The following is a 14,659-nucleotide window of genomic DNA, read 5'->3' on the forward strand; positions in this document are numbered from 1 at the left end:
CCCGACGCGCGCCGGGCGGGCGAGGGGTCGACGGTTCGCACTACGGTGGGAGCATGCCCGCGCCGACCGGCGCCCCGACCGACGGAGGACCCCTCGTGGCCGACACGAACGAGACCGAGCAGACCCTGGCCCTGAAGGTCGGGACCGTCGCCCTCACCTTCGCGGCGGGCTGGGCCGCGCAGAAGCTCGTCACGTTCGTCTGGGCGAAGGTCACGGGTCACGACGCCCCGAAGGACCTCGACGACGACGAGGTCGGCATCGTCTCGGCCGTCACGTTCGCCGCCGTCGCCGCCGGCGTCGGCGTCCTCGCGCGCCGGTTCGCCGGCAAGGAGGCCAAGCGGTTCGTCTCCCGCCTCGCGTCACGCGCGTCGTAGCCCACCGCTCGAGCCCGGGGTCGTCGCTCACGGTCGTCATGACGTGCGGAACGGACCCGGGTTCGGTGGCGCACCGGTAGCCTGGCGCGCGTGACGGCCCCACCGGCGACCCCTCGGGACGCGACGACGGTCCCCCCGGACCCGGTCCTGCGATCCGGCGTGCGCGTCCTCGCCGACGCGGGCCGCCTGCTGGCCCGGCACTGGCCCGCGCTCGTCGCGATCGCCGTCCTCGCCGAGGTCGTCCACGAGCTCGCGCTGCGGGCCGCGCTCGCCGTCGCGCCGTCGTCCGGGGTGCTCGGCCTGCTCGTGCTGTGCTTCTCCCCGCTCGCGACCGTCGTCGGCATCGTCGTCATGCTGCACGTCCTGCGCCGCGAGCCGCGCACCGAGCGCGACCGGCTCGAGGTCCGGGCCCTGCTCGGCTCGATCGCGTCGGTCCTCGTCCCCTACCTCGTCATCTACGAGTTCTACGGCGGCCTGTCGTCCGACTGGCAGTCGTACATCGACTCCGCGGCGCTCGACCACGCGTTCGCGGCCGGGTCGGGGATCGAGACGGCGAGCCCCGTCCCCGAGGGGTTCGGGCTCACCGTCGTGCTCGTCGTCGCGGGCGCGCTGCTCGCCCGGACGCTGCTCGAGCGCCTCGCCAAGCGCGTCGACCGCGGCGTGTCCGCGGCGGGCGGAGACGCTCGGCGCAGCGCGCGCTCGGCCGCCGTCCGCATCGCCGCGGGCTACTGCGAGGTCGTGTGGATCGTCGTCGGCGCGTTCACCGTCACCGCCGTCGTCGGCCGGGTCCGCGAGTGGTGGACGACGCGCGTCGTCGTCGTCGACGTCACCACGTGGTGGGACGGCGTCGTCGCCCGCGTCGACGTGCTCAAGCCGCTCGTCGACGCCCTGGGCCCGACGACGTCCCTCCTCCTCGCGGGCGTCGTCACCGGCCTCGTCGTGCCGCTCGCCTGGCTCACCCTCGGCACCATCGTCTACGGCGTGGAGGCGATCGACGTCGTCGACCCGGCGCACGCGACGCAGGGCGGCGACGAGCCCACGGGCCGCGCGACGCGTGTCGTCGACCGGTTCAACCGGACGCTCGGCGAGAGCGGCGCGCGGAAGGCCTGGGAGCTCATGCTCGACCCCGGCCGGAGGTTCGGCGGGCTCGTGGGCGCGCTCGGCATGCTCTGGCGCAGCCGGTGGAGCGCCGTGCTGCTCTTCTGCGTCGCGTTCGCGCTCCTGACGCTCGGCGAGCAGGTCGTCTACACGGCGGCGCAGGCCGTCGTCGGCCAGCCGGGGATCGTCGCCTGGCGCGCGCTCGTCGGCCCGCTCGAGATCGTCGCGACGGTCGTCGTGCAGGTGCTCACGACCGTGCTCCTCGCCGCCGCGGCGGACGCGCTGCTCGCGAGCCTCGGTCTGCCGTCGGCGCTGCGCACGCGGCGCGTGGCCAGGTCGCGGACAGCGGTCGGCACCGGGGTCGGGGCCGAGACCGGCGTCGAGGTCGGCGCAGGGGTCAGCGCCGTGGCAGGCACGACGGCGGACGGCGCGTCAGCCGGCTGAGACCGTCGCGGACCGGTCGTCGCCGGACCGGTCGTCGTCTGGCCGGTCGTCGTCTGGCCGACCCTCGACGAGCAGGGCCGCCGCGACGACGTCACGGATCTCGGTGTCCGTCAGCGTGTGGTTCCGGGCCAGGCGCACGAAGCGTGCCGCCGCGTCCGTCACCGCCGCGCGCGACAGCGTCGCGGCCGGTGCCGTCACGAGGGTCCCTACCCGTCGCCGCGTCGTGACGAGCCCCGCAGACTCCAGGTCGCGGTAGGTCCGCGCGACCGTGCCGGGCGCGATGCCCAGGTCGTTCGCGAGAGCCCGCACCGTGGGCAGGCGCTGCCCGTCGGCGAGGTCGCCCGCGGTGACGAGGGCTGCGAGCTGGGCCCGGAGCTGCTCGTAGTGCGGGGTCGGGGAGTCCAGGTCGATGCGGACGGCGAGGCTCACGCGACCGCCCCCGCAGGCTCGCGCACCGGCGCCGCCGTCGGCGCGGGGTCGCGGGCCGGCCAGAGCAGGACCACGACCGCCACGACCACGACGGCCAGCGCCACGAGCACCAGGGCGTTCCCGGCCTGGACGTGGCCCGGGCTGAGCCCGGGGCCCGTCCGGAACCCGTCGCCGTTCCCCAGCCCCAGCCAGCGCAGCGAGAGCCCGCCCAGCGCGACCAGGCCGCCGAGCGCCAGGCCCACGACGAGCTGGGTCGCACGCTCGACGCGGCGGGCGACCCGGCGGCGCAGCCACATGTCCCACTGCTCGTCCACGTCCTCGACCGCCGGTCGCGACGCGACGAGGCGCAGCACCACCTCCGAGGCCACGACGGCGACGACCGTCCCGACCAGGAGCGGCACCGTCCACAGCCACCCGGGGAAGGGTGCGACGGTGTACGCCTCGTACCGGCCGACGACGCGGGAGATCGAGCGCGGGCCGTCGGACAGGAGACCGAACGCCACGCTCGTGACGGCGACGCCCCCGGCCCAGGTCCACGCGAGGCGACGGGTGAGCGTCGGGACGACGTCGGCCGTCGAGCGCGCGACGAGCCGCGCCTGGCGCTGCCGGTGCGTCGGGCGGGGCCACGTGAGCTCTCCCACCGCGTGGACGGCCAGGGCGCCGACGAGCGCGACGAGCGGCAGCACCGCCGTCGTCCTCGCGCCGAGCGGGACGAGCCCGAGGTACCAGTACAACGGCGGCAGCATGATCCCCGCGGCGACGAGCAGCCCCGAGCCGGCGCTCGTCACCGCGGAGTGCCGCACCGCGCGCCGCCCCGCCGAGCTCGGGACGACGGCACGTCGGCCGTCCCACCACAGGAGCGCGGCGACGACGGCCGCAGCGAACAGCGCGAGGTCGACCGCGAGGGCGACCGGGAACGGCAACGGGTTCCCCAGCATCCACGACACCCAGCTCATGTCCACCTCCGTCAGAGAGTATTGATCATGAACTATGATCAAATATCCGCGCGTCGTCAAGCGGCCGACGCTCAGCGTCCGACCTCCGCCGCGCGCGCCATGTTATCGATCGTGCACATCCGCCTGGTGTCACCGCTCTTGCACTTCGATCCAATGTGCACGTACCATCACACGATGGCCGGCATCGCCCTCACCACACCCGCCCAGATCGGCGCAGCGGTCCGCAGTGCCCGCAGGCGCGCGGGCCTGACCCAGCAGCAGCTGGCCGAGCGCGCCGGAGTCAGCCGCCGATGGGTGATCGCACTCGAGAGCGGGCACTCGGAGCGGGCCGAGCTCGGGAAGGTCCTCGACACGCTCGACACGCTCGGGCTCGACCTCACCGTGACCACGACGCCACGCGCGACGAGCCGTCTCGCGGACGTCCTGGAGGGCCTGTGAGCAGCCGACACCTGGCCGTGCTGCTCTACGGGCGGCACGTCGCCGACCTCGAGCAGACCCGGGGCGGACAACACCTGCTGAGCTAACGCTCAGACCCGGGGTCGACGCCGATCTCCCTGACGATGCCCCTCGCAGGCGGACCCTTCGCCCAGCGGGTCGTCGACCCGTTCCTCGACGGGCTGCTGCCGGAGCGCCAGGCCGCCCGAGAGGCCATGTCGCGCGAGCTCGACGTGTCCGCCCGCAACCCGTTCGCACTCCTGGCCCACATGGGGCTGGACTGCGCCGGTGCCGTGCAGTTCTGCGCCGAGGACGAGGTAGCGGACGTCCTGGCCCGCCGGGGCACCCTCGTCGCGCTCAGCGACGACGACATCGAGGAACGGCTGTCCAGGCTGCGGACCGACCCCGGCGCCAGCTGGCTCGCCCCGCGCGAGCGATGGTCCTTGGCCGGGGCTCAAGCCAAGTTCGCGCTGCGACGCGAGGGAGACGCCTGGTACGAGGCCACCGGCGCCGAGGCGACCACCCACATCGTCAAACCCGGTGTGGACGGCTTCCGCTCCCAGGCGCTCAACGAGCACATCTGTCTGCAGACCGCGCGGCGCGCGGGCCTGCCGGCGGCACTCTCGCGCTTCGAGCGGTTCCGCGGCGAGACGGCGCTGATCGTCGAGCGCTACGACCGCCGACGTGACGACGCCGGTGCCCTCGGGCGACTGCACCAGGAGGACCTCTGTCAGGCCACGGGAACCTACCCGGCGGACAAGTACGAGTCCGACGGGGGTCCCCGGGCGGTACAGATCGTCGACCTGCTGCGGACCCAGAGCACGCGCCGCTTCCGCCGGGCCAACCTGGACGCGTTCGTCGATGCGCTGGCCTTCAACGTCTTGATCCAGGCACCGGACGCGCACGCCAAGAACTACTCGGTCCTCCTCGCTGAGAGCGCCGTGAGGCTGGCCCCGCTGTACGACGTCGCCTCCGGTGCACCGTACGACTCCACGCACCAGACCGGCCTACGCACCTCGGCCATGGCCGTGGGCGGTCGTCGGGAGCTCGCGCAGATCACCCTCGACCGGTGGAGCCGTTTCGCCCGGGAGTCGGACCTCGACCCCGACGCCGTGACCGGCAGGGTCCTCGCGCTCGCCGAGCGGCTCCCCGACGCGATGACCGACGCGTTCCGTGCCGAGGCCGAGCGTGGCGAGCCCGAGGCCGGCGCGCTGCGGGCTCGGATGCTCGACCCCGTCGCCCGTTCCTGCACGGTCCTGCTCGGTCAGCGGGCCCGGCAGGATCGAGCACCCGATCACGGCGCGGGCAGCGACCAGTAGGCGGGGAGGAGCTCCGGCTCGACGAGGCGCACCTCGGCGGGCTCGGCGTCGTCCGGCGTGAGGAAGTACTGCGTGCTGCGGGTCGAGACGGCGCCCGTGCAGACCGGGGCCTCGGGGTAGGGCATGCCCGGGAGCGCCGACGCTCCCGCGGTGAACTCCCGTCCGGCCGTGTCGAGCAGCACGACCTCGCACGCCGAGTACGTCTCCTCCTCGCTCGCCGGGGCGTCGGGCGCGTCCGACCGCAGCGACACGTCGGCGGCCCAGAGCGTGTAGCCGTCGGGGGCCTCGATGCGGTCGCCGTACCCGTCGTCGAGCCAGTCGACCCGCTCCAGCCCGGCGAGCCGCGCGCGGACGTCGCCGACCTGCGCCCAGCCCTCGGCGTCCGCCGCGGGAGCCTGGCGTGGTTCCGACGTCCACCACCCCTGCACGGTGTCGGAACGCCAGGTGAGCGCCCCGAGCGCCGCGAGCGCGCCCACGAGCACGACCAGCCACCAGCGGTTGGCGCGCCACCATCCCACGCTCGGTGCGCCGGTCATGCGTCCCACCCGCCCGGGACGAGCGCGGGCGGGACGACCTCGACGACGGCCCCGGCCTCGGGCACGGCCAGGCGACCGAGGTCGATCTCGGCGATCGCCTGCGGGCGGTCGACGTCCGCGTCGTCGTGCTCCGTGAGCACGCGGAGCACGACGTCCCCGTCGAGCGCCCGCGCGGGCACCTCGACGAGGACCGTCCCGGCCTCGGGGACGTCCGGGTCCGCGAACGTGCTCATCATCGAGCTGCTCACGCGGTGCGACGCCCCGTGGTCGCGCCCCGCGGCGTCGCGCAGCTCGAGCACCTCGATGCCGGCCTCCCTCGTGGTGCCGGACACCGCGAGGTCGACGGCGACCCAGACGCCGTCGGTCGTCAGGGTGTCGAACCCGTCCTCGAGCACCGTGCCGGTGCGCACGTCGTCGACGCGCACCCGGAGCGGTCCGGCGGTGACGACCTCGCCCACGGCGCCGCGCGACGTCGTCGCCGTGAGCGTGGGCCACCACGCGTCGACGCGCGCCACGGCGGCCCCGACGCCCACGGCGAGGACGAGCAGGACGACGGTCACCACCACGTGCGCCCGACGAGGGCGCGCGGCCACGACGGGCTCACCGGCCGTCGGGGCAGGCTCGCCGGCGGTCGCGGTGGTGGCCGTCGGGTCCACGGTGGGCTCGGTCACCACGCCTCCTCGTCCTCGGGCGGGTCCACGATCTCCGGCGGGACGTCCCCGGGCGGGGCGTCCACGAGCACCACGGCACCCGTCTCGGCCCAGCGGCGCCCGCCGCCGACCGTCATGTCGCGGTAGCGGAAGGTCGGGAGGCTGACGGTGAGCGGCTCGTCGGGAGCGGCGGACGTGGCGCCGCCTTCCGGGACCGTCACCGGCCACAGCAGCGCGACGTCCTCGGGCAGGCCCGGCTGGACCACGGGGTAGGCCGAGGCGTCGCGCACGAGCAGCGTCGGGTCCGGGCGGTCCGGCTCCGCGTCGCCCGCCAGCGCCAGTCCGCCCGGCAGCTCGTCCGGGAGCGTCACGGCGGTACGGTCCAGACGGCGCGGCTCCCGGTCCGTGTCGAGCGCGCCGACGACCACGACGAGCCACGCGTCGGCGCCGGAGTCCTCGAGCGACGAGACCTGCACGGTGTCCGTCACGGACCACGACCGCACCGTCAGGTCGAACGGGCCCGTCGGGACCGGCTCGCCCGCGGCGGCGCGGGTCGGGCCCGCGTCGGCGGCGACGTGCTGCGCGAACCCGCCGGCCGCCGTCGTGCCGACGACGAGCCCGAGCACGACCCCCAGCGCGATGCGGCGCGGCCACGTGCCGACGACGGCGCGGAGCAGCGGGGCGCTGCGGGCAGCCCTCGGCGCGGTCGACGTCACGGCGGGCATCCTACGGGGACCGCCGAGCCGGCGTCAGGCCCCGCGGACGAGCAGGGCGGTGACCGGCCCCATGACGACGAGGTACATGAAGGCGAAGAACAACGTGTGCAGGAGGACGAACAGCAGCGCGTCCCGGACCGCGCCACGGGCGCGAAAGTGGCGCACGAGCTTGCGCACGAACTGCACGGGGTGGGCCAGGTCCCAGCTGTTGAAGCGCACGTACCGACCGAGGTAGATCCCCACCGACACCAGGGCGAGCACGACGAGGACGGCGATCCACGAGACCGGGCGGCGGAACGGCGCGTCGTCTTTCGGGTAGAGCACGAGCGCCAGCAACGCCTGGGCGAGGAACACGTTGACGAGCGTGTTCATGACGCCCGACATCGCGAGCGTGAGCACGGCGACGATGTCGTACCAGAGCGGGACGTCCTCGCCCTCCTGGCGGTGGCTGTAGTTGAGCTCCGTGACGAGGTACCCCGCGTTCGGCAGGAGCAGGAGCCAGACGCCGAACCCGAGGACCGCGCACGTGAGGATCGCCCACGGCGGCGCCCCGCCCGCGATGAGCACCGCGTCGACGACGACGACCAGCCCCAGGACGATCACCGGCGCGATCGACAGCCCGATGTTGAGCAGCATCGGCCGATACAGGCGCGTGCGGTACAGCGGGGCGCGCAGCACCACGAGGGCGAGCGCGTACACGTTGAGCAGGGCCACGCCCCCGAAGAGCCAGTCGAGCACGCCCCCACGGTACGGGTGGTTCGCCGCGCGCGGCGCGACGAGCGTCGTTAGCGTGGAGTCGCTCGACGCAACGACCTCCCGTGCCCGGCGACGGGCACCTCCTCCCAGGAGTCGCCATGGCGCAGCAGGACGCGAGCGGGACCACCGGGCCCGCCCCGACGACGACGTCCCCGTCCACCTCCCCGACCCTCATGCTCGTCCTCGCGACGATCGGGTTCGCCGTGAACTTCTGGGCGTGGGCGCTCGTCAGCCCGCTGGGCGCGGCGTACGGACAGCTCTACGACCTCACGGACGTGCAGGTCTCCGTCCTCGTCGCCGTGCCGGTCGTCGTCGGGTCCCTCGGGCGCATCCCCGTCGGGGCACTCACCGACCGGTACGGCGCGCGCGTCATGTTCCCCCTGGTCAGCGCGCTGACCATCCTGCCCGTGCTGTTCGTCGGGCTCGTCGCGGACAGCTTCGTCGCGCTGCTCGTCGGCGGCTTCTTCCTCGGCCTCGGCGGCACCGCGTTCGCCGTCGGGGTGCCGTTCGTCAACGCCTGGTACCCCCCGGCCCGCCGCGGGACCGCCATCGGGATCTTCGGCATGGGCATGGGCGGCACCGCGATCTCCGCGTTCACGACGGTCCGCATCCGCGACGCGTGGGGCGACGCCGCGCCGTTCCTCCTCGTCGCCGCCGTCCTCGCCGTGTTCGCCGTCGTGTCGTGGCTCCTGCTGCGCGTCCCGCCCGGCCGCGCGGCCGCCCCCGCCGGCGGCTTCTGGTCCCGCACGTGGGCCACGTTCCGCCTGCCCGCGACCCTCCAGCTCTCGTGGCTCTACGCCGTCGGGTTCGGCGGGTTCGTCGCGTTCTCCGTCTACCTGCCCACGTTCCTCGTCAACGCCTACGACCTCACCGCCTCCGACGCCGCCGCCCGCACGGCGGGGTTCGTCGTGCTCGCCGTCCTCATGCGCCCCGTCGGCGGGGCGCTGTCCGACCGGTTCGGCGGCGTGCCCGTGTCGGTCGCATGCTTCGCCGCCGTGACGGCGCTCGCCGCGGTGGTCGCGTTCCAGCCGTCGCTCGTGCCCGTCGGCACCATCGCGTTCCTCGGTCTCGCCGCGGCGCTCGGCGCGTCGTCGGGCGCGACGTTCGCGCTCGTCGCCAAGGTCGCGCCGGTCGAGAAGGTCGGCGCCGTCACCGGCCTCGTCGGCGCGGCCGGCGGCCTCGGCGGCTTCATCCCGCCGCTGCTCATGGGCGCCGTCTACCAGCTCGAGGGCACCTACGGCCTCGGCTTCGCCCTCCTCGCCCTCACCGCGCTCCTCACCCTGCTGTTCACCCTCGGCCCCGTCCGCCGCGGCGTCCAGGCCCGCGCCGCCGCTTCGTCCTGACCCTCCCGAGAGGAGCCCGGGCGCACGAGGGAGAACCGCGGTCCGCGAGGTCAGGCGGAGGCAGGAGACATCGGGCCGCGCGCGACGAGGCGCGGGAGGAGGAACCAGAGGCCGACGAGCAGGACGAGCGCGCAGCCGCTCGACCACAGCGCCGCGGTGCGGTTCACCACGACGTCGACCACGAGCAGGACCGTCCCCGTGACGACGAACGCGAGGACGAGCACGCCGACGCGCGCGATGCGGTCGCTCATCGTGACGAGCGCCGTCTTGCGGTGCTTGCGGAACAGCGCGCGGTGCAGGCTCACGGGCGTGACGAACAGGCCGGTGGACAGCACGGCGAGCGCCACGAGGGTGAGGTAGACGCCGGTCTGGAACGTGTCGAGGTCGGCGAAGCGCTGCTGGAACGGCAGCGTGAGCAGGAACCCCGTGAGGATCTGCACGCCCATCTGCATGACGCGCAGCTCCTGGAGCAGCTCTGCCCAGTTCCGGTCCGAGCGTTCGTCGGCCGACTCGTCACGTCCGTCGTCGACTTCGCTGACTTCGCTGGTCAATGAGTCCTCCCTCGCGCCGCCCCTGGGATAATCTTCCTTCTGCTGGGGTCAGGAATCGGCTCCGTCCTGCTCGATCTCCGGGGACCCCCATCGATGGACGCTGCCCTGCCCTCCGACGCCACGGAACACGACGACGTCGTCCCGCCGGCTCTCGCCGACCTTCTCGCCGCGCTCGGCCCGGGTGACCCCCAGCCGGTCGGACGCTTCCGCGTCGACGTCGCCACGGACACGTGGTGGTGGTCGGACGAGGTGTACGAGATGCACGGCTTCGCGCCCGGCGAGGTCGTCCCGACGACCGCGCTCGTCCTCTCCCACAAGCATCCCGAGGACCGCGAGCGCGTCGCGAGCGAGCTCGCGCAGGCGGCGCGCACCGGGGAGCCGTTCGGGTCCATGCACCGCATCGTGGACGCGACGGGCCGTACTCGCACGCTCGCCGTGGCCGCGCAGGGCCGCCGCCTCGACGGCGGGGCGCCCTGGGCGGCGGTCGTGGGGTACTTCGTGGACCTGACGACCGCGCACGAGGAGGCGGCGCGCCGCGAGGCGACGGCGTCGATCCGCGCGGCGGACGCGTCCCGCTCGGTGATCGAGCAGGCGAAGGGCGTCCTCATGACGGCGTTCGCGATGGGGCCCGACGACGCGTTCGAGCTGCTGCGCCGTCGCTCGAACGACGCCAACGTGCCCGTGCGAGAGCTGGCGCGCCGGCTGGTCGCGGGTGTCGTCGACGGGTCGGTCACGGGCACCGGGACCGTCGACGACGTCGCCCGCCGTCGCATCGACCGCCTGCTCGCGGGCGAGGGCGCGGACGGCGAGCGCTCGCGCGGCGCGCTCGAGTGACCGGTCGGGCCGGCGGGACGGTGCGGGGAGCGACCTCGCGCGTCAGTCCGTCCCGACGCCGGGGATGCGCCGCGTCTCCACGACCTGGCGCGCGATGTCGACGAGCTTGATGTTCGCGTCCTGGGACACGCGGCTCAGCACCGCGAACGCGCGCCCGGGCGTGAGCGAGTAGCGCTCCATGACGATGCCCTGCGCCTGCCCGATGAGGGTGCGGGTCTGGACGGCCGACTGGAGCTGCTCCTCGGTCCGCGCGGCCGAGATCGCGGCCGCGGCGACGGCGGCGAACGTGGCCGCGAGGTGGTGGGCGTCGGCGTCGAACGCGTCGCGCGACGTGGAGTACATGTTGAGCGCGCCGTGCGCGTTCTCCGACGTGTAGAGCTGCACGCACAGCATCGACCGGACACCGAGCTCGCGCGCGACGGTGGGCGCCCACAGCGGCCAGCGCGCATCGGTCTCGATGTCGCCCGACTCGACGAGCGCGTGGTTGTGGACCGCGTCCAGGCAGGGGCCCTCGCGGAGCTCGTACTGGAGCTCGTCGCCGCGCGCGACGAGCGGGTCGGACACGGCAGGGCTCTCGATGCGTCCGCGCGTGACGAGCGAGACGCCCGCGGACTCGCACCCGTCCACCATCGACACGGCGAGCTCGACGACGCGGTCGAGGGTCTGCTGGAGGGTCGGCTCGTCGGCGAGCGCCCTGGCGGCGTCGGCGACGCGCTCGGCGACGCTCTGGTCCTCGGTGCCGCCCACGATCCCCGGCACCCCGGCGACGGTCTCTGCCTGCGGTGTCGGGACGGTGGCACCCGGCCCCGCCGGCATGCCGACGGTCCCCTGCTCGACGCTCTGCTCGATGCTCGTCATCTCTGCCTCCTCCGGTTCCCCGGCCCCAGCGTAGATCGCGCTCGCGGCTGCCGGTACCCGGGCGAGGCGGGACCGCGACACGTGCGCGGCCCGCCTCACCGGTCGTGCCGGAGGCCCCGCCCGGGCAGGACGCCCGGGCGGGTCGGGGGCGGTGGCCGTCTCGCCCGCACAGGGCGTGGCGGCTGGGTCCCACGGGCACCGTCGCTCTCGCGGCGGACCCGCCCCCGGGCGGGCGCGTACGCCCGCCCTCCGACCCTCCCGTGCGGGTCGCGGCCCTCGGCCGATCCGTCCGCGGCCCGCACGGGGAGGTCTCCTGCGTGTCCTAGAACACGGGCTTGCCTCCCGTCACACCGAGCACGGTGCCGGAGACGTAGCTGGCGTCGGTCGGGGAGGCGAGGAAGACGAACGCCGGGGCGACCTCGCCGGGCTGACCCGCCCGCCCGAGGGGCGTGTCCTGCCCGAACTTCTCGATCTTCTCCTCAGGCTGGGTCGCCGGCTGGAGCGGTGTCCAGATGGGACCCGGCGCGACGGCGTTGACCCGGATGCCCCGCGGCCCGAGCTCGGCCGCGAGGTTGACCGTGAGGTTGTTGATCGCGGCCTTGGTCGACGCGTAGTCGAGCAGCGACGTCGACGGCTGGAAGGCCTGGATCGAGGAGTTGTTGACGATCGCCGACCCCTCCCCCAGGTGCTCGAGCGCCGACTGCGTGACCCACAGCAGCGCGTAGAGGTTCGTCTTGAGGACGCGGTCGATCTCGTCCGTCGTGACGTCCTCGATCGACTCGCGCCGCGCCATCTGGAACCCGGCGTTGTTGACGAGCACGTCGAGCCCCCCGAGCTCCGCTACGGCACGCCCCGGCAGGGCACGCGCCGTCGCCTCGTCGGTCAGGTCGCCGGGGAGGAGGGCGCACGTGCGGCCCGCCTCGCGGACCCAGCGCGCCGTCTCCTCGGCGTCCTCCTGCTCCTCGGGCAGGTAGCCGATCGCGACGTCGGCGCCCTCCCGCGCGAACGCGATGGCGACGGCGCGCCCGATGCCCGAGTCGCCGCCCGTGACGAGGGCGCGGCGCCCCTCGAGCCGCCCGCTGCCGCGGTACGACTCCTCGCCGTGGTCGGGCGCGGGGTCCATGGGCCCGGTCAGGCCGGGCGGCTCCTGCTGCTGGGCCGGGAAGGCCTTCTCGTCCGTCATCTCGTCCCTCCGTCCTCTCGAGGTGCGGTCACCGGGGCGTCAGGAGCGCGCCGGCTCGCGACGGCGCGCGAGCTGCGCGTCGTGCGCGCGCGGGCGGGCGACCGGGCGCACGGCGGCGAACGCCCCCGCGAGCGTCGCCTCGGCCGTCGGGCCCACCCCGCCGGCCTTGCTCAGCGCCCGCATGACCTGCGCGGCGGTCTCCTGCACCGGGACGCCGGCCTCGCCGGCGGCCTCGGCGAGGAGCTGGCTCGCCGCGACGTCGTCGACGCCGTGGACGGCCATGAGCACGCCCTTGACCTGCTCGACGGCGGCCTGGCTGACGAACGCACGCGTCACGGCACGCTGCGACTCGCGCTCGAGCGCTTCCTTGTGGGCGGGGCTGACGTCGACGACGTAGCCCGCGATCTCGACGACGCGCCCCCGCGCGTCCCGGCGTCCCTGCCCCGTCACGACGACGGAGCGGGCCTTGCCGTGCCCGTCGACGATGCGGTGGGCGCAGGAGAACGGTCGGCCGGACCGGATCGCCTCCGTCGCGGCCCGCACCACGCGGGCGCGGTCGTCGGGGTGCTTGCGCGAGCGCAGGGCGTCCAGGCTCGGTTCGACGTCCCCCGGCGTCCAGCCGTGCATCGTGTACACCTCGTCCGACCACCACCAGGTCCCGGAGCCGAGCTCGACGCGGTACTGCCCCACGAGGAGGTGCGTGCCCACGGCGAGCACCTCGGCGAGGGCTGCGGGCCGCACGGGCGTGGTCTGCTCAGGGCTGTGGCTGGTGGTCACGGAGTTCGAGGCCATGGTGTCCTCCCAAAGTTCGGGGGGCGGTGGGCCGCTTCATGACTCCGGTCCCCAACCTAGCCCACCCACCGGCGGACGGCACCCGGGCTCCGCTACGGTGCGGGGCATGACCCGCGAGCCCCGCCGGACGATCGCCCAGCACGCCGACGACGCGCTCGCGCTCGTCCGCCCGACGCCGTCGACGGACGTCCCGCTCGAGGACGCGGTCGGGGCGGTCCTCGCGGTCGACGTCGTCTCGACGCTCGACGCGCCCGCGTTCGACGCGTCCGCGATGGACGGGTACGCGGTGCGGTCGGCGGACGTGGCCGGGGCCGCGAGCGGGTCGCCCGTCGCGCTGCGCGTGGTCGGGGACGTCGCGGCGGGGGCGCCGGGGACCGACGCCCTCCTCGGGGCCGGCGAGGCGGTCCGGATCATGACCGGGGCGCCGGTACCGCGCGGCGCCGACCTCGTGGTCCCGGTCGAGCGCACGTCCACCCGGCGGTTCACGCCGGGGGCGCCTGGCAGCGGCCCCGCGATCGTCGAGGTCCACGACGCGGCGCGCAGCAACGTGCGGGCGCGGGGTGAGGACGTACGCCGCGGCGACGTCGTCGTCGAGGCGGGGGCCGTGCTCACCGCGCGCCACGTGTCCGTCGCCGCGTCCGCGGGGCACGCGACCGTGCGCGTGCACCGCGCGCCGCGCGTCGCCGTGCTCTCCACCGGCAGCGAGCTCGTGGCGCCGGGGACCGATCCGGGCCCGGGCCGGATCCCCGACTCCAACTCCGTCCTGCTCGCCGCGTCGGCCCGCGCGGCGGGGGCGCGCGTGGTGCGGCGGGGCGCGGTCGGCGACACCGCCGCCGCGCTCGTCGCCGCCCTCGACGACCTGCTGGCCGCGTTCGACGGTGCCCCGCCGGACCTGCTCGTCAGCACGGGCGGCGTGAGCGCGGGCGCGTTCGACGTCGTGCGCGAGGTCCTCGACCCTGCGACGCGCGCCGGGACCGCGTGGGAGGGCGCGGTCGACGACGCGCGGCTCGTCGCGGTCGGGATGCAGCCCGGCAAGCCGCAGGGGCTCGCGCGGTGGCGCGGCGTCCCCTGGCTCGCGCTGCCCGGGAACCCCGTGAGCGCGTTCGTCTCGTTCGAGCTGTTCGTGCGGCCCGTCCTCGACCGCCTCCGGGGCGTCCCCGGCACGGGCCGCGCGCTCGTGGGACGCGTCGCCGGGGAGGGCTGGTCGTCGCCGCCCGGGCGCGAGCAGCTCGTGCTCGTGCGGCACACCGTGCCCGACGGCGGCCGGGTCGTCCCCGCGGGCCGGCACCGCGACCGGGGGTCGGCCCCCGCGGAGGCGCGGGGCTCCGGCTCGCACCGCGTCAGCGCGCTCGCGCACGCCGACGCGCTCGCCGTCGTCGACGCCG

The 14,659-nt window shown here is 75.1% G+C and carries 17 protein-coding genes and 1 pseudogene; 8 read left to right on the plus strand and 10 right to left on the minus strand.

From position 1 onward, the window contains the following. Positions 1–53 precede the first annotated feature (53 nt). Positions 54–374 carry a DUF4235 domain-containing protein gene (locus tag CCE02nite_RS19525; RefSeq protein WP_141391258.1) on the plus strand — a complete coding sequence of 107 codons (321 nt, stop codon included), beginning with the start codon at positions 54–56 and terminating at the stop codon, positions 372–374. Between the two features lie 90 nt (positions 375–464). Further along, complete coding sequence (locus CCE02nite_RS20595; protein WP_170227387.1) at positions 465–1,916, plus strand: hypothetical protein; 1,452 nt, start codon at positions 465–467, stop codon at positions 1,914–1,916. On the opposite strand, the gene CCE02nite_RS19535 is transcribed toward CCE02nite_RS20595, so the two are convergent. Next, positions 1,905–2,345 (minus strand): GntR family transcriptional regulator, encoded by a 441-nt coding sequence (locus CCE02nite_RS19535; protein ID WP_141391259.1) that lies wholly within the window; start codon positions 2,343–2,345, stop codon positions 1,905–1,907. The genes CCE02nite_RS20595 and CCE02nite_RS19535 overlap by 12 nt on opposite strands. After that, positions 2,342–3,301, minus strand: coding sequence for a hypothetical protein (locus CCE02nite_RS19540; protein ID WP_141391260.1), 960 nt, complete (start codon positions 3,299–3,301; stop codon positions 2,342–2,344). The genes CCE02nite_RS19535 and CCE02nite_RS19540 overlap by 4 nt, the downstream gene beginning before the upstream one ends. Before the next feature lie 174 nt (positions 3,302–3,475). Here CCE02nite_RS19540 and CCE02nite_RS19545 point away from each other — a divergent pair, with 174 nt between their 5' ends. The 3 genes and pseudogenes from CCE02nite_RS19545 (at position 3,476) to CCE02nite_RS19550 (ending at position 5,055) form a co-directional block, all read left to right on the plus strand. Further along, complete coding sequence (locus CCE02nite_RS19545) at positions 3,476–3,739, plus strand: helix-turn-helix domain-containing protein (protein ID WP_255318995.1); 264 nt, start codon at positions 3,476–3,478, stop codon at positions 3,737–3,739. A 104-nt stretch (positions 3,740–3,843) separates the two neighbouring features. Next, positions 3,844–4,026 (plus strand): annotated as a pseudogene (locus tag CCE02nite_RS21140) (HipA N-terminal domain-containing protein); the annotation flags it as partial. Further along, complete coding sequence (locus CCE02nite_RS19550; RefSeq protein WP_255318997.1) at positions 4,006–5,055, plus strand: HipA domain-containing protein; 1,050 nt, start codon at positions 4,006–4,008, stop codon at positions 5,053–5,055. The pseudogene CCE02nite_RS21140 and the gene CCE02nite_RS19550, both read left to right, overlap by 21 nt. On the opposite strand, the gene CCE02nite_RS19555 is transcribed toward CCE02nite_RS19550, so the two are convergent. From CCE02nite_RS19555 to CCE02nite_RS19570, 4 genes are read right to left on the minus strand one after another with little or no spacing between them, the layout of a single operon-like run. Beyond that, positions 5,031–5,591 carry a hypothetical protein gene (locus tag CCE02nite_RS19555; protein WP_141391262.1) on the minus strand — a complete coding sequence of 187 codons (561 nt, stop codon included), beginning with the start codon at positions 5,589–5,591 and terminating at the stop codon, positions 5,031–5,033. The two genes, CCE02nite_RS19550 and CCE02nite_RS19555, sit on opposite strands and share 25 nt — an antisense overlap. Continuing rightward, positions 5,588–6,262, minus strand: coding sequence for a DUF4352 domain-containing protein (locus CCE02nite_RS19560; RefSeq protein ID WP_141391263.1), 675 nt, complete (start codon positions 6,260–6,262; stop codon positions 5,588–5,590). Before CCE02nite_RS19560 ends, CCE02nite_RS19555 begins: the two co-directional genes overlap by 4 nt. Then, the gene (locus tag CCE02nite_RS19565; RefSeq protein WP_141391264.1) at positions 6,259–6,957 is read right to left on the minus strand and encodes a hypothetical protein; all 699 of its coding nucleotides are present in this window, start codon (positions 6,955–6,957) and stop codon (positions 6,259–6,261) included. The genes CCE02nite_RS19560 and CCE02nite_RS19565 overlap by 4 nt, the downstream gene beginning before the upstream one ends. Before the next feature lie 33 nt (positions 6,958–6,990). Continuing rightward, complete coding sequence (locus tag CCE02nite_RS19570; RefSeq protein ID WP_141391265.1) at positions 6,991–7,695, minus strand: DUF1361 domain-containing protein; 705 nt, start codon at positions 7,693–7,695, stop codon at positions 6,991–6,993. A gap of 116 nt (positions 7,696–7,811) precedes the next feature. Between CCE02nite_RS19570 and CCE02nite_RS19575 the strand changes: the two genes are divergently transcribed. Continuing rightward, positions 7,812–9,056, plus strand: coding sequence for an MFS transporter (locus CCE02nite_RS19575; protein ID WP_141391266.1), 1,245 nt, complete (start codon positions 7,812–7,814; stop codon positions 9,054–9,056). Positions 9,057–9,106: 50 nt separating this feature from the next. On the opposite strand, the gene CCE02nite_RS19580 is transcribed toward CCE02nite_RS19575, so the two are convergent. Beyond that, positions 9,107–9,607, minus strand: a complete 501-nt coding sequence (locus CCE02nite_RS19580) for a DUF6328 family protein (RefSeq protein ID WP_141391267.1) — start codon at positions 9,605–9,607, stop codon at positions 9,107–9,109. Between the two features lie 93 nt (positions 9,608–9,700). Here CCE02nite_RS19580 and CCE02nite_RS19585 point away from each other — a divergent pair, with 93 nt between their 5' ends. After that, entirely contained in the window at positions 9,701–10,441 is a 741-nt protein-coding gene (locus tag CCE02nite_RS19585) for a PAS and ANTAR domain-containing protein (protein ID WP_141391268.1), read from the plus strand. A gap of 42 nt (positions 10,442–10,483) precedes the next feature. Here the strand turns inward: CCE02nite_RS19585 and CCE02nite_RS19590 are convergent, their stop codons facing one another. The 3 genes from CCE02nite_RS19590 to CCE02nite_RS19600 all read right to left on the minus strand — a co-directional run bounded on the left by CCE02nite_RS19590 (position 10,484) and on the right by CCE02nite_RS19600 (position 13,274). After that, on the minus strand, positions 10,484–11,299 hold the full coding sequence (locus CCE02nite_RS19590) for a GAF and ANTAR domain-containing protein (RefSeq protein ID WP_255318996.1): 816 nt from the start codon (positions 11,297–11,299) through the stop codon (positions 10,484–10,486). 322 nt (positions 11,300–11,621) lie between these two features. Then, the gene (locus CCE02nite_RS19595; protein WP_141391269.1) at positions 11,622–12,482 is read right to left on the minus strand and encodes an SDR family oxidoreductase; all 861 of its coding nucleotides are present in this window, start codon (positions 12,480–12,482) and stop codon (positions 11,622–11,624) included. Between the two features lie 39 nt (positions 12,483–12,521). Then, complete coding sequence (locus CCE02nite_RS19600) at positions 12,522–13,274, minus strand: PAS and ANTAR domain-containing protein (RefSeq protein ID WP_141391270.1); 753 nt, start codon at positions 13,272–13,274, stop codon at positions 12,522–12,524. 106 nt (positions 13,275–13,380) lie between these two features. Here CCE02nite_RS19600 and CCE02nite_RS19605 point away from each other — a divergent pair. Further along, positions 13,381–14,659 (plus strand): molybdopterin molybdotransferase MoeA (locus CCE02nite_RS19605; protein WP_141391271.1); only part of this gene is annotated, 1,279 nt, incomplete at its 3' end.

The sequence above is a fragment of the Cellulosimicrobium cellulans genome, from assembly GCF_006539945.1.
In the GTDB taxonomy this organism is placed as follows: domain Bacteria; phylum Actinomycetota; class Actinomycetes; order Actinomycetales; family Cellulomonadaceae; genus Cellulosimicrobium; species Cellulosimicrobium cellulans.